The organism is Streptomyces sp. NBC_00654 (assembly GCF_026341775.1).
Taxonomy (GTDB): Bacteria; Actinomycetota; Actinomycetes; order Streptomycetales; family Streptomycetaceae; genus Streptomyces.
On record NZ_JAPEOB010000003.1, the window covers coordinates 226,282 to 239,416 of the forward strand.

At 72.0% G+C, this 13,135-nt stretch carries 11 protein-coding genes; 2 read left to right on the plus strand and 9 right to left on the minus strand.

Going from position 1 to position 13,135, the window contains the following annotated elements; genetic code table 11:
- Nucleotides 1–133 precede the first annotated feature (133 nt).
- The 6 genes from OHA98_RS33420 to OHA98_RS33445 form a co-directional block, all read right to left on the minus strand.
- Nucleotides 134–994: a fumarylacetoacetate hydrolase family protein gene (locus tag OHA98_RS33420; protein ID WP_266931338.1), complete on the minus strand. Its 861-nt coding sequence runs from the start codon at nucleotides 992–994 to the stop codon at nucleotides 134–136.
- Between the two features lie 197 nt (nucleotides 995–1,191).
- Nucleotides 1,192–1,962 carry a YidC/Oxa1 family membrane protein insertase gene (locus OHA98_RS33425; RefSeq protein ID WP_266931340.1) on the minus strand — a complete coding sequence of 257 codons (771 nt, stop codon included), beginning with the start codon at nucleotides 1,960–1,962 and terminating at the stop codon, nucleotides 1,192–1,194.
- 99 nt (nucleotides 1,963–2,061) lie between these two features.
- Entirely contained in the window at nucleotides 2,062–2,394 is a 333-nt protein-coding gene (locus OHA98_RS33430) for a DUF6412 domain-containing protein (protein ID WP_266931341.1), read from the minus strand.
- Between the two features lie 111 nt (nucleotides 2,395–2,505).
- The gene (locus OHA98_RS33435; protein ID WP_266932509.1) at nucleotides 2,506–4,008 is read right to left on the minus strand and encodes a sodium:solute symporter; all 1,503 of its coding nucleotides are present in this window, start codon (nucleotides 4,006–4,008) and stop codon (nucleotides 2,506–2,508) included.
- Nucleotides 4,005–4,202, minus strand: coding sequence for a DUF3311 domain-containing protein (locus tag OHA98_RS33440; protein WP_266931342.1), 198 nt, complete (start codon nucleotides 4,200–4,202; stop codon nucleotides 4,005–4,007). Before OHA98_RS33440 ends, OHA98_RS33435 begins: the two co-directional genes overlap by 4 nt.
- Before the next feature lie 35 nt (nucleotides 4,203–4,237).
- Nucleotides 4,238–4,990: a class E sortase gene (locus tag OHA98_RS33445; RefSeq protein WP_266931343.1), complete on the minus strand. Its 753-nt coding sequence runs from the start codon at nucleotides 4,988–4,990 to the stop codon at nucleotides 4,238–4,240.
- 288 nt (nucleotides 4,991–5,278) lie between these two features.
- On the opposite strand from OHA98_RS33445, the gene OHA98_RS33450 reads away from it, so the two are divergent.
- A complete protein-coding gene (locus OHA98_RS33450; protein ID WP_266931344.1) occupies nucleotides 5,279–6,286 on the plus strand; it encodes an SEC-C domain-containing protein in 1,008 nt (335 codons plus the stop codon).
- A 100-nt stretch (nucleotides 6,287–6,386) separates the two neighbouring features.
- Here OHA98_RS33450 and OHA98_RS33455 read toward each other — a convergent pair whose 3' ends face one another.
- Genes OHA98_RS33455 through OHA98_RS33465 form a run of 3 tightly spaced genes read right to left on the minus strand, consistent with a single transcriptional unit; the run spans nucleotide 6,387 to nucleotide 11,295 of the window.
- On the minus strand, nucleotides 6,387–7,850 hold the full coding sequence (locus OHA98_RS33455) for an extracellular solute-binding protein (RefSeq protein WP_266931346.1): 1,464 nt from the start codon (nucleotides 7,848–7,850) through the stop codon (nucleotides 6,387–6,389).
- Nucleotides 7,847–10,783 (minus strand): substrate-binding domain-containing protein, encoded by a 2,937-nt coding sequence (locus OHA98_RS33460; protein ID WP_266931347.1) that lies wholly within the window; start codon nucleotides 10,781–10,783, stop codon nucleotides 7,847–7,849. The genes OHA98_RS33455 and OHA98_RS33460 overlap by 4 nt, the downstream gene beginning before the upstream one ends.
- 5 nt (nucleotides 10,784–10,788) lie before the next feature.
- On the minus strand, nucleotides 10,789–11,295 hold the full coding sequence (locus OHA98_RS33465; protein WP_266931349.1) for a hypothetical protein: 507 nt from the start codon (nucleotides 11,293–11,295) through the stop codon (nucleotides 10,789–10,791).
- 283 nt (nucleotides 11,296–11,578) lie between these two features.
- Between OHA98_RS33465 and OHA98_RS33470 the strand changes: the two genes are divergently transcribed.
- Nucleotides 11,579–13,108, plus strand: coding sequence for an ATP-binding protein (locus tag OHA98_RS33470; protein WP_266931350.1), 1,530 nt, complete (start codon nucleotides 11,579–11,581; stop codon nucleotides 13,106–13,108).
- Nucleotides 13,109–13,135: the final 27 nt, after the last annotated feature.

The following is a 13,135-nucleotide window of genomic DNA, read 5'->3' on the forward strand; positions in this document are numbered from 1 at the left end:
GAGAGGCGTGGCGGACCGGGCAAGGTACGGGCGGGCCGGGAAAGGGCCGGGCAAGGTACGGGCGGGCCGGGAAAGGGGCGGGTGCCGCGATGTGTCCGCGGTACCCGCCCCCCCTCCGTCCACCACGGGCCGATCAGGCGTCCTTCAGCTCCTGGCGCTGCCGCCCCAGCCCCTCGATCTCCAGCTCGACGACATCGCCCGCCTTCAGGTACGGCTTCGGCTCGGGCTGCCCCAGGGCGACCCCGGCCGGCGTACCGGTGTTGATCACGTCACCCGGGTACAGCGTCATGAAGTGGCTGAGATAGCGGACCACTTCGCCGACCGGGAAGATCTGGTCGGCGGTGGTGCCGTTCTGCTTCAGCTCGCCGTTGACCCAGAGCCGCAGCGGCAGCGCCTGCGGGTCGGGGATCTCGTCGGCCGTCACCAGCCAGGGGCCCAGCGGGTTGAACGTCTCGCAGTTCTTGCCCTTGTCCCAGGTGCCGCCGCGCTCGATCTGGAACTCCCGCTCGGAGACATCGTGCGCCGTGGCGTAGCCCGCGACATGCCCGAGCGCCTCCTCGGCGGAGTCCAGGTAGCGGGCGGTGCGCCCGATGACCACGGCGAGCTCGACCTCCCAGTCCGTCTTGCGGCTGCCGCGCGGCACCAGCACGGTGTCCTCGGGTCCGACGACGGTGTCCGGTGCCTTGAAGAACAGGATCGGCTCGGCCGGGATCTCCGCGCCGGTCTCGGTGGCGTGGTCGTGGTAGTTCAGCCCGATGCACACGATCTTGCCGATCCGGCCGAGCGGCGGACCGACCCGCAGCCCTTCCGCGTCCAGCGCGGGCAGCTCACCGGGCGCGGCGGCGGCCTCCCGGACCCGGGCGAGCGCCGCGTCGTCGGCGAGCAGATCGCCGTCGATGTCCGGAATGATCCCCGAAAGGTCGCGCAGGGTCCCGTCGCGGTCAAGAAGCGCGGGTCGTTCCGCACCCGCCGTACCGACTCGAAGCAGCTTCAACGGTCCAACTCCCCTTGGTCGAGATCGAGCCCGTCGGTGGGTTGCGGCCAGCGAAAGGCTTGGTCGATCCTCCAAGACATCGGATCACTCCGCAAGACCCTGTTCACACACTGGACCGCGTGCCCCTCTTCGCGCCGGACCTGCGTACCTCTCCGCGCACCGGACCTGCGTACCTCCCCGCGCACCCGCCCCGCGCCCTACATCGTGGGGGCCATGGCGGCACCGGCGGCCGGCAGGTCGCGGTAGAGCCAGGCCCTCTCGACGGCGGTCCAGGTGGTGCTCGTGACCACGTACAGGGCGGCGGCGAGCGGGACGACCGCGACGGTGAACAGCGTCGCGAAGGACATCAGCGGCATCAGCTTGGTCATCGCCCCCATGCCGGGCACCGGCTGTCCGTCGGGGCCGGTGGCGGGCGTCATGGGGTTGGCGGCCATCTGGCGCTTCGTCCGCCCGTAGTTGAAGGTGGCGACGGCCGCGACGATCGCGAAGAGCCCCAGGTAGACCAGGCCGGACGCGCCGAAGGCCCCGCCGTCCGAGAGCGCGTCGTGCCAGCGTTCGCCGAGCGGCGCCCCCAGGAGCTGGTGGCCGAGCAGTTCGTTGGGCTCACCGCCGATGTTCCGGCTGGAGAACAGGTGGTACAGCAGGAAGAACGCGGGCATCTGGAGCAGGCTCGGCAGGCAGCCGGAGAGCGGCGAGACCTTCTCCTTGGCGTGCAGCTCCATGAGGGCCTTCTGCATCCGCTCGGGGTTCTTGCCGTGCTTCTTGCGCAGTTCGGCGATCTGCGGCTGGAGCTTGGTCCTGGCCTTCTGCCCGCGTGCCGCGGCCCGCGACAGCGGGTGCACGGCCAGCCGTACGAGGGCGGTGAACAGGACGATCGCGGCGGCCGCGGACGCGCCCTGGAAGAGCGGCTGGAGCAGATCGGCGAGCGAGCCGACCAGGCTCGCGAAGGCGGACATGAAAGCGGACATGGGTGAGCCCTCCGGGGGTCTCGTCGTGCCGGGATGAGACGAACTCGGCATGACGGCCCGCGCGGGGTGCGTCCGTTGCGGAAAAGAGGAAGGGAAGCCCTACGCGGCGGCCGTCAGGAGGGCGCGGCCGGGAGCTCGGGGCCTGGTGCGGCCCCTGGCGTCGGGGTCCCGCTGGGGCAGGAACGCGGTGCGTTTCTCCCGGTCCCTGATGGCGGTACGGACCCGGGTGCGGGGCACCGGAGCGGCGCAACGGGCGCTGATGACGGAGCACGCGAGGAGTGCGGAGCCCGCGGCGGCGGTGGCGGCGAGCGCGACGGCGGCGGAGAGGCTGCCGCCTTCGGCGAGGAGCACCTCGGTGAGGAAGAGGACCAGCAGGCCGATGGGCCGGAGCAGCCGCGGGAAGGCGCCGTGCAGACGGTTCGTGTCCCGCATCGGCCCCTCCTCTCGTTGCGCTGTCTGACGTGTCCGGACGCGCGTACGCGTATCCGCTACTCCGTTCGTTATACACGATGGCACCCGTCACGCCGGAGCCGTGCTGGACGTTCAGGCCCGGACCGTACGGGCCGCCGGTGGCTCCAGCTCGTCCTTCGCCAGCACGTCGTCATCGGGCCGCTCGTCCCGGTCGCGCGGTCCCGCGAACGTCACGGCCAGCGCGACGGCCAGGTTCGCGGCGAGCGCGACCAGCCCGGCGTTCACCCCCCACACCGGATCGTTCCCCGTGAAGACGAGCACACAGACCACGGCCACCCCGACGGCCAGCCCGCTGAACGCCCCGGCAAGGGTCAGCCTCCGCCACACCAGCGCCAGCAGCACCATGGGCAGCAGCTGCGCCATCCCCTCGTACGAGATGAGGGAGAGCCGTACGAGGGTGTTCGGCGCGGTGTACGTGAGCAGCAGCGCGAGGCCGCCCGCCACCACCACGACCACCTGCGCGGCCCCCTTCTGCCGCTGCTCCCAGCGCGGCACGAGCGAGAGCACGCTGCGCCCCCACATCGTGCCGATGACCAGCATGAAGACGGCCATGGGAACGATCGAGGACAGTGCGGCGGCGACCCCGATGATCCCGACAGCCCAGGCGGGCAGCGAGTCCACGACCAGCTTGAACAGGGCGAGGTTCGACTCCGCGCCGACCAGTCCCGGCACCACGAACAGCGCGGCCATGCCGAGCAGCATCGGCACGAACAGCAGGATGTTGTACGCGGGCAGATACATCGCGTTGCGGCGCAGGGCGTCCGCGTTCCGCGCCCCGAGGTACCCGGCGACGGTGGTCGGGAAGATGACCACGGTCAGCGAGTTCAGGAACGACGTGCTGATGAACCACGCCTGTCCGAGTCCGCTGTCGCCGTGGCCGGGGAAGGTCAGCCACTCGCTCTTCTCGGTGACGAGCCGGTCGAGGAAGGGCCCGTACCCGTCGAAGTAGTGCATGGGGACGTAGAGGGCGAGGAAGCCCAGGGTGGCGATGACGAGGACGTCCTTCAGCACGGACACCCACGCGCTGCCGCGCAGTCCGCTGACCACGACGAAGCCGGTGGTGACGGCGAAGGCGACGAAGTACGCCCAGTTCAGGCTGATCGCACCGTAGGAGATGGTCGAGACGACGACGCCCATGCCGGTGATCTGGAGCTGGATGTACGGCAGCAGGAACACGGTCGCCAGCACCGCGACCACCGCGCCGAGCCACGGCCGCCCGAAGCGGTGCGCCACCATGTCGGTGATCCCGACCAGACCGTGCCGGCGCGCGTACGCCCACAGCATCGGGCCGACGACATAGCCGATGGCGTATCCGCAGGACATGTACGCGACGACGTACAGGACGGGTGCCCCGTAGTTGTAGCCCCAGCCCGCGGCGCCCAGGTAGCTGAAGCTGGTGTAGCCCTCACCGGCCATCAGCACCCAGATGAAGACGGGCCCCAGGCTCCGGCCGCCGACCGACCATTCGGCGAGGCCGCCCGTGCCGCCGCCGCGCCCGCGCATCGCGAGCAGGCCGAGGGCGACGGTCGCGACCATGAAGACGGCGAAGACGGAGGTCGCCACGGCGGCGTTCACCGGCGGTCCCCCCGCCAGGTCAGCCATACCGCCACGGGTGTCAGCAGGGTCGCCCCCAGCAGCCACACGAAGAGGAACGGCAGCCCGAACACCACCGGCTGGACCCGGTTCACGAACGGCAGCGCCCCCAGGTACAGCACATAGGGGACCAGCAGCCACAGCAACTGCGGACGTGTCTTGAGGACTCTGAGCACTCCGGGACCCTATCCCCGGGCCCCGGCCCCCGTGGCTACCTCGGGCGCATCGCGGTGAGCCTGCCCCACACGATGAGCCGGTAACGGGAGGTGAACTCGGGCGTGCACGTCGTCAGCGTCAGGTAGTACCCCGGGGTGCTGTACCCGGCCGACGTCCGCACATTGCTGCGCGGCACGGTGGCGATGACCCCGCTGTCCGACGCCGTCGTCCGCGCGAGGCTCTTGTCGACGGTGTACGTGTACACGGCCTCCCGGGTCTCGACGGTGATCCGGTCGCCGCGGCGCAGCCGGTCGATGCGGCGGAACGGTTCGCCGTGGGTGTTGCGGTGTCCGGCGACCGCGAAGTTGCCCGGCCGGCCGGGCTGCGCGGTGCGGGGGTAGTGCCCGACGTATCCCTTGTCGAGGACGCCGCCCTTGCTGATGCCCTGGGCGACGGGGGCGGTGAGGCCGATGCGCGGGATGCGCAGGACGGCGTACGCCTGGTCCCAGCGCGGGGCGGAGGACGGGCCGGTGCGCGCGGGCCGCCCGTCGCGCGGCGCGTCCGGGGTGGTGTCCGGGGCCGCATCGGGCGCTGCGTCGGGTGCGGTTCCCGCGCCGGCGCCGTCCGGGTCCTGCGGCCGGTCCTGCCGCCAGTCGCGCTGAAGCGCGCGTACCTCGTGCTCGGCGCCCTCGCGGGCCTGCCGGTTGGTCCACCACAGCTGATGGGCGACGAGGAGCAGCAGGACGACGCCGAGGGTGATCACCAGCTCGGCCCCGGTCCACAGTCCGCGCACAGCGGCGCCCCGCATCCGCGAGCCGGGCGGCACTTCGCCCCGCGGGGGCCACGTCCTCCGCACGCTCGACGAGCGCCGCGGGCCCCAGGGGTTCCGCGGGTTCCACGGCTGCCGCGGGAGTCGCCGCAGCACGGCCGACAGCCGTCCTCGCGCGCTCCCCTGCACCACGACCGGTATCCGCTCCCGCTCCCGCACGGGCCGAACGATAGGGGCAATCCCCGTAACCCACCAGGGTTCTCCCGGTACCCGGCGGGGTTCTCCCCGTCCTCCCTCCCGTTGCCGTACGGCAGTACCGTGTGGTTCATGCGCCCCGACACGCCTGCCGACCACACCACCGAAGCCGAGCGCCTGCTGCGCACCGCGGCGCAGTACCCCGAGGACCGCGAGCCGCTGGTCCTCCAGGCCGCGGCCCATCTGGAACTCGCCGGTGACCGCGCCCGCGCCAGCACCCTCTACGACGAACTCCTCGCCGCCCCCGGCGCCACCGTCGACAACCCGCACCTGGTCAAGGCCCTCAAGGCGGCCAACCTCTGGGAGTACGGGCACGAGGCCGAGGCCCGCGCGATCATCGACGGCATCCGCGCCGCGGGCCCGCTGGAGGCGGCCCCGTGGGACATCGCCGCCCAGACGCTGGAGGCCCATGACGAGCTGGAGTCGGCCCATGACTTCTTCTCGACCGCGCTGACCCTGCTGCTGGCGCCGGGCGAGGAAGTCCCGTACGCCACCCAGGCCCTGCTGACCGGACGCCATCGCGTACGCAGGCTGATGGGCGTCGGACACGACCCCTGGGACGAGCTGGCCGACGCCCTGCACACGGCCGCCGTCCCGCTCGACGAGCTGCACGACCCGAAGCGGGTGTGGGCGCTCGGCTCCTCCGACCCCGGTGAGCTGAAGGCCGAGATCACCCGGCTCCGTGTGGAACTGGGCACCTACCGCACGGCGCTGTCCCGGCCGTTCCCGGTCGCCGTCCTGCACTGGACCGCCGAGGAGCTGGGCGAACTGCTCACCGCGTACCCGGGGTTGGCGACCGAGTACGTCACGCACGAGACCCATCTGGACCGCCTGGAGGCCGCCCTGCGCGATCTGCACGCGGCGGGCACGCCGAATCTCGGCATCGTCACGGGCACGGTGCCCTCGTACGAGGCGTTCGCCGCGTCGGAGGCCGCGTCCCCGGCCGATCCGGATCTGCTCCCCCAGTACGCCACCACCCTCGCCGCCCGCGGCCGCGCCGTCCCCTGGCCGCCGGCCCGCAGCGCGGCGTGCTGGTGCGGCTCGGGGAACACGTACCGGGAGTGCCACGGGGCCGCGTGACCCCGTGACCCGCCGGGGCCCGGCGAAGCCCCGGAGCCCCGGAGCCCCGGGCCCCACTGAAGCCCGTATCCCCGAAGCCCCGTATTCCCCGATGCCCCGGCTACCGGCCCTCGAAGGCGGCTTCGAGGGCCTTGTCGAGTTCCTCGGCCGCGTCGATGTCGGGGGAACCCTCGGTCAGCAGATCGTGCGCCTTCGACTGGAGCACCTGCGTGAACGCCCCGTAGTACGGGGTGCGTGGCCGCTGCACCGCGGTCTTCAGCGCCTCGCTCAGCGTGCGGGTGAAGGCGGCGCGGGCGGACTCCGTGGGAATCTGCGCGCTGCCCTCGCCCGTCACGGGCGCGCCGGGGGCGCTGCCGGCCGGGCGCAGGGCCGCGGCGACCGCCGGCCAGCAGGGCCGGGACATCGCGGTGGGCTCGTAGGCCGAGGTGCGGGTGGCGGCGAACCCCGCGTCGAGCAGGCAGCGTTCGCTCTCCGGCGAGGTCAGGAACTTGGTCAGCCCGCGGGCGTTCTCCGCTCGCGGGGAGTCCGCGGTGACGGCGAGGTTCTGGCCGCCGAGCACGGCGTGGCCGGGCAGGGCCGTGACCGCGTACTGCCCGGGTTTCAGCAGGCTCTGCAACGCCCCGTAGGCGTACGGCCAGTGGCGCAGGTACGCGACGCGTCCGGCGGCGAAGTCGGCCAGGGTGGCGTTCTCGTCCGAGGAGAGCGCGGCGGGCAGCAGCCGGTCGTTGTCGGCGTGCCGGAGCAGTTCGTTGAGGCCCTTCTTCAGCTCCGCCGGGTCGGACCGGTACGTGCCGTCGTCCCGCACGAGTTCCACGCCGACGGCGGCGAAGGCCTCGATGGTGTTGACGGTCAGCCCCTCGTACTGGCGGAGTTGGGTGGTCCAGCCCGCCTCGCCGCGCTCCCGGTCGAGAGTGCCGTTGTCGAGGGTGGTGATGGAGGCGTAGAGGCTCTCCCAGGTCCAGCTGCTGTTGGGCATCCGGTCCTCGGTGATCCCGCCGTTCTGGAGCAGGTCGCGGCGGTAGTACAGCAGCCCGACATCGCTGTTGAAGGGCCTGGCGTAACTGCGGCCCTCCCAGAGCGTGGTGCTCTGCACCCGGGGGATGAAGTCCGGATCGTCCGCTTCGTCGGCGGGCAGTGCCTGGATGAGACCCGCCTCGGCGAACTCGGGTATCCAGGTGATGTCGAGGTTGACCACGTCGTACGCGGCGCTGCCCGACTGGAGTGCGCCGAGCAGCTGGCTGCGCTGCTGGTCGGCGCCGCCGGGGAGTTCGACGAGCTTGGCCCGGAGGGCGGGATCGTCCTGGTGCTGCCGGTTCCACTCCTCGATGAGCTGCTGCCGTACGCCGCCGGAGCCGGTCACATCGAGACCGCTGGCCACGACGATGGGCCCGGCGGCCGTCGTACCGGGACCCTTCCCGCTCGTGTCCGGGCCGGGCCCTTCACCGCCGGAGCCGCCGGAGCACGCCGGCGCGGCGAGGGCGAACAGCGCGCCGAGCGCGACGAGGCGCAGGCGACGCGTCCGGTGCCACCGGCTCCCTCGGATGTCTCTTCCCGTCGTACTCATTCCGCGTCCCCCGTACCGGTCTTCGCGACCTCGGCCGTCAGCTCCGTCGCGATGCTGTCCGACGGATCCAGGCAGCGCCCCCCAGTGACCTCGGCGAGCCGCTGGTTGAGCCGTCCCGGCGCACAGCCGTCGGGGCGCAGGGAGACCGCGACCACACGGACGCGCGCCCCCTGACCCGCTGCCTTCACCACCGCCTCGATGTCCTTCCGCTTCAGCTCCGAGGAGTCCTCGTCGTCGGTGATCAGAACGATCAGCCGGGGATCGGCGCCCGACGAGCCGCTCCGGAGCGTCCCCAGCGCGTCGGTCAGCCCGGTGACGATGTCCGCGTCGGCGTTCACCGCCTTCGCCTCCCCGACCGCTTTCTGCGCACCGGTCAGCGGGTTCTTCCCGTACCGGACGACGTCCGGGTGATCCGTCTTCTTCTTCGCCTTCTTCTCGGGGGCCAGCGTCCACACCCCGTACTGGTCCGACGTACCGAGCGAACGCAACGACCGGGTCACCAGCTCCTTGGCGCGGCCGGGCCCGGACCAGACCCGTTTGTCCTCCATGGACGTCGAGTTGTCGAGCAGATAGAGGACCCGGCCGGGTCCGAGGGCCTTCCGGTAGTTGCTCAGCGCACCGGCGATCGAGGCCACCGACATGAGGGAGTCCGAATCCGGGATGTCGAGGCTCACCGCCCCGTCGTTGGCGGGAGCACGCAGCGGCGAGGTGGGTCCCGGTGGCGCCGGCTTGCCGTCCTCGACATCCCGGAACCCGTCCCGCACGAAGAGCGCCCGTGCGTCGGGGTCCCCCACCAGCCAGTCGTAGAAGTCCTTCACCGCCCGCTCGCGCGCCTTCGTGTCCCGGTCGGCGTCGGTCCAGGTGACCCGGACGAACGGCAGCTCCAGCACCGGTACGTCGGTGGGGTAGCGGGCCGTACGGTGCTGGAGGGTGTCGCTGGCGCAGGAGGGGCGGGTGCCCTGCACGGAGACCTTGGACGGCAGGTTGAACAGCGCCATGGTCTGTTCGGGGACCAGCACGGCGGCCCGGTTCTCCAGGGTGTTGCGGGACCCGTCGGACAGCGCGCACATCAGGTCGCGCGCCGTGCCGGGCATCGGCCGGAGCCGGTCGGCCATCCCAGCCTCGATGGCCGAAGGCTCCCCGGCGGAGGGCTCCCCGGCGGAGAACGAGTCGTACAGCGCGGCCGTGGACAGCAGCGCCCCGTCCGTGCCCTCGGGATCGGGCCGCAGCACCTCCAACGGCTCCTCACCGGCGGGCCGGCCGATCCTCAGCCCGGCGATGAGCGAGCCGAGCGGGGCACGGGTCCGCGCACCGGCCACCGAGGGCCCGAGGTCGGGAACGGCGAGCACCATCGGGGTGAAGGCCAGCGGCCCCAGCCCGGCGAGCCTCACCGTCTCCCGCGCGGACCCGCTCTGCCCTTCCCGCACCCGCGCGAGGGTGCTCCCGGCCGCCGGGATCCAGATGTCCGGCTGCGCGCCGAGGTCCCGCTGGGGCCGCAGGCAGTCCCCGGACACGGGGCACGTGGGGAGCGGCGACTGCCACAGGGCGGCGGACCGGAACGCGTCCACCGCGTCGGTGGACTTGCCGGCGTAGACACCGATTCCGACGGTGCGGCAGCCCTCCGCGTCCCTGTTCGTATAGGCGTCGGCGGCCTTCTGCACGGTGGGCAGGACATCGGGGTCGACGAGGACCCGCAGCTCCATGGGCGGGGTGCAGCCGCCGCGTCCGCCGCCCGGCGGCCAGTCCGGGGCCGCCCAGAGGACCGCTCCGGCACCGACCGCGAGGGCGAGGGTGAGCGCGATGGCCCGTTTCCGGCGGAGGGCCCGCAGACGCTGACGTACCCGATCGAGGGCACCGCCCTGCTCAGCGCGAACGGGCGCGGGCTCGGGCGCGTCCGGCTCGACGGGCGCGGGCTTGGGCTCACCCGACTCGGCGGGCGCGGGCTCGGGCGTGTCCGGCTCGACGGGGGCGGGTTTGGGCTCACCCGGCTCGATGGGCGCGGGCTTGGACGTGTCCGGCTCGACGGCCTCCGGTCCGGGCTCACCCGACTCGGCGGTCTCGTGCTTTGGCTCACCCGGACCGTCGGCCTCGGGCGGCACGGGCGGTGGTAGATGGGGCGGAGGCGGGAGGACGCAGTTCACCCGCCGGCTCGCCGGTGTCAGGGCGAGCAGGACGTCATCGCCGTGCCGCCGTTCCTCGGGAACCCACCGGTGACCGTCGACGGCTTTGAAGGGCGCCATCGCCTCCCGTATCTCGGGGACGATCCGGGTGAAGCTGACCGGTTCGTCGGCCGCGGTCCGCCCGGTCAGCAGCCCGTGAAGGGCGACGGTGAAATCGGTGCCGATGCCCTCGGCACCCGGCGGGATCTCCACGCCCGGCTCCGCCGCCATGAGCACGGCGAAGTTCTGCCGGACCTCCGGCGTGAACTCGTTCAGCGCGTTGCCCGCGAAGCAGCAGTCGAGGATGGCGACGACCCAGTCGGCCTTCGCCTTCCGCAGCTCGGCCATCACGCCGTTCCGCCAGGACAGGGCGTCCACGAACGGGTGCAGCGGGTCCTGGGTGACGCGCGAGGAGGTGAACAGCAGATGCAGATCGCTGCCGTCGCTGCGGACGATGCCGTGCCCGGCGAAGTAGACGACGAGCAGCCCGTCCACCTCGTCACGGGCGGCCCGCAGCGCGGCGTGCGCCTGGAACGGATCCACCGGCCGCGCCGCCCCCGAACTCCCCTCCCTCTCGGCGGGGTCGGGGAGGATGACGAGATCCGACCCGTCGAGCACGCCGGATGTCGCGTGGGTGAGCGCCTCGGCCATGAGCCGGAGGCTCTGCGTCACCGCGGGCAGGTCGATCTCGTGGTCGTACGAGTCCACGCCGATGAGCACCGCGCGGTGCCGCTTGCCGCGGTTCCCCGCGCCGCGTGTGTTGTACGGCGACACGACGCCTATACCCCCTCGGGCCGTTCACCGCCGTGCCCGTGCTCCCCCGCGCCGGGGTCCGGATCGTCGTCGGGCGCCGGTGGGTCGTCCGTGTCCCGGTTGAGCGCGGGGTCGTCCTCGAAGCCGTCCGCCGCGAGGCTGACGCGGGGATCCTCCTCGCTGTTGGCGAGCCGGCGCCGATTGCGGTGCCAGGTCGTCACCGAGTTCCACGCGATGTCGGCCAGCGGCCGGGCGGCCTCGGCGGCCACGATGAGCAGGATGTCCTGGACCAGTTCACCGCTCATGGACTCGCTCTGGGTGAGCGAGTCCCCCCGCTCCACCTCCAGCCCGGCCCACCCTCGCGCCTCGGTCAGCGCGGGCGCGTTCTCCAGCCAGGCGCAGAGCGCCGCCAGATCCTCCCTGCGCCGGTGCGTACCGCTCACCGTGATCCGTAACGCGACGGTCCCGCCCCGCTCCCCACCCCCCGTGACCTGCCCGTCGCCCCGCCCACCGGCGTTCCCGCTGTCAGTCATCCGCCCGCCCCCATCGGCACCGTCGCCGCCCGCCCTGCCGGACTCCACCGAACAAGCCATTATTTCACGGGAGTTGACACAAGGCACTGCTTTGTTCCGCACAATGGCGAGGGAGCCGCACCGACACCCCCTCTCACTCAAGGTTCACTTCCGGCCACGCGTTGTGGAACGAGTGGTGAGGATTCACGGATGTCCGACCTTTGCCATACGATCACAATTCAACAATCGTCTTGGGGCCGCGCCTCCCCGTCAGGCCCCGTTCCGTGTGCGCGAGGAAGTCTTCATGCCGCCCTACCAGCCGTCCGCGGACTGGCAGTACGAGATCCCGACGACCGGCAGCAAGCGGCTCCCGCCCGCCGCCCGTTACGTCGAGTCGCTGACCCACCAGGGATACGGCTTCGAGGCGGCCATCGCCGACCTGGTCGACAACTCCATAGACGCGGGCGCCCGCAGTGTCGTGATCAGCTTCCTCCGCGACGAGGACCGGCTCGTCAGCCTGCTCGTGGTGGACGACGGCACCGGCATGAACGACGAGGCGCTCGACACCGCGATGACGGTCGGCGGCCGGCAGGAGTACGGGAAGAGCGCGCTCGGCCACTTCGGCGCCGGTCTCAAGGCCGCGTCCCTCTCGCACGCCGACTCGCTCACCGTGATCAGCCGTACCAAGCGCAGCCCGTCGGCCGGACGCCGCTGGCTGACCGCCCGCGCCCAGGCCGACTTCACGTGCGACATCGTCGACCCCGGCTACTGCCAGGACCTCGTCGACCGGTACGACGGCCTGATCGAGTGGCACGGCACGATCGTCCGCTGGGACCGGGTCCGCGCGTTCGAGACCGTCACGGCGGGCCAGGCCGACCGCTTCCTCAACGACGCGATCGAGAAGCTGGAGACCCACCTCGGGCTCTATCTCCACCGCTTCCTCGCCCGCGAGGACTTCAACGTCGACATCGTCGTCGAGGACGTGACGACGAAGGAGGAGCTGGACCACCGAGGGGTCGAGCCGATCGACCCGTTCGGCTACCGCCTCCCCGGCCGGCCCGGCTACCCGCGTACGTACACCGCACCGGTCGAGGGCGTCGGCGACGTGGAGCTGGCCGCCCACATCTGGCCGCCGAAGTCCCCGCTGGTCAGCTACCGGGGCATCGGCCCGCTCGCCGAACGCCAGGGTTTCTACATCTACCGCAACGACCGGCTCGTCCAGGCGGGCGGCTGGAACAGCACCCGCAGTGCCGAGGGACACCTCGCCCTGGCCCGTATCGCCGTCGACCTGCCGTCCGGGCCGAACGACGTCTTCAGCCTCACCGTCAAGAAGGACGGGGTGACGGTCACTCCCGCCTTCGCCCGCGGTCTCGAAAAGGCCGTGGACGGCACGGGGCACAGCTTCGCCACGTATCTCCAGGAGGCGGAGGCGACATACCGGGAAGCGGCCCGGCGGGCCACGGAGCCGCAGCGCAAGGCGGTCATCCCGCCCGGCAAGGGCCTGGACCCGCGGCTGAAGCGCACCCTGCGCGACGAGCTGCCCGAGCTGGAGGGCGAGGACCCGATCACCTTCCGCTGGGACGCGCTGCCCTCGGACGTGTTCTTCGAACTCGACCGCGAGGAACGGGAGATCAGGCTCAACAAGGAGTACCGGCAGGTCTTCAACGGCGGGCGGCGCGGCGGCCTGAACGACGCCCCGGTGGTGAAGAGCATGCTCTACCTGATGGTCAACGAGATCTTCCAGAAGGAACGCGTCCGGGCCGTCCACACCGACAACGTCGCCCTGTGGAACAGCGTCCTGGTGACGGCCGCGCGCTGCGAACTCGCGCGCTGACCCGCGTCCGGACGTACCCACCCGAGG

Bases quoted from the DNA above. Each gene is read 5' to 3' on its own strand.
- OHA98_RS33430 (WP_266931341.1), bottom strand. From the start codon at position 2,394: ATGCGGGACACGAACCGTCTGCACGGCGCCTTCCCGCGGCTGCTCCGG.
- OHA98_RS33455 (WP_266931346.1), bottom strand. From the start codon at position 7,850: ATGAGTACGACGGGAAGAGACATCCGAGGGAGCCGGTGGCACCGGACG.
- OHA98_RS33425 (WP_266931340.1), bottom strand. From the start codon at position 1,962: ATGTCCGCTTTCATGTCCGCCTTCGCGAGCCTGGTCGGCTCGCTCGCC.
- OHA98_RS33465 (WP_266931349.1), bottom strand. From the start codon at position 11,295: ATGACTGACAGCGGGAACGCCGGTGGGCGGGGCGACGGGCAGGTCACG.
- OHA98_RS33450 (WP_266931344.1), top strand. From the start codon at position 5,279: ATGCGCCCCGACACGCCTGCCGACCACACCACCGAAGCCGAGCGCCTG.
- OHA98_RS33470 (WP_266931350.1), top strand. From the start codon at position 11,579: ATGCCGCCCTACCAGCCGTCCGCGGACTGGCAGTACGAGATCCCGACG.
- OHA98_RS33445 (WP_266931343.1), bottom strand. From the start codon at position 4,990: ATGCGGGGCGCCGCTGTGCGCGGACTGTGGACCGGGGCCGAGCTGGTG.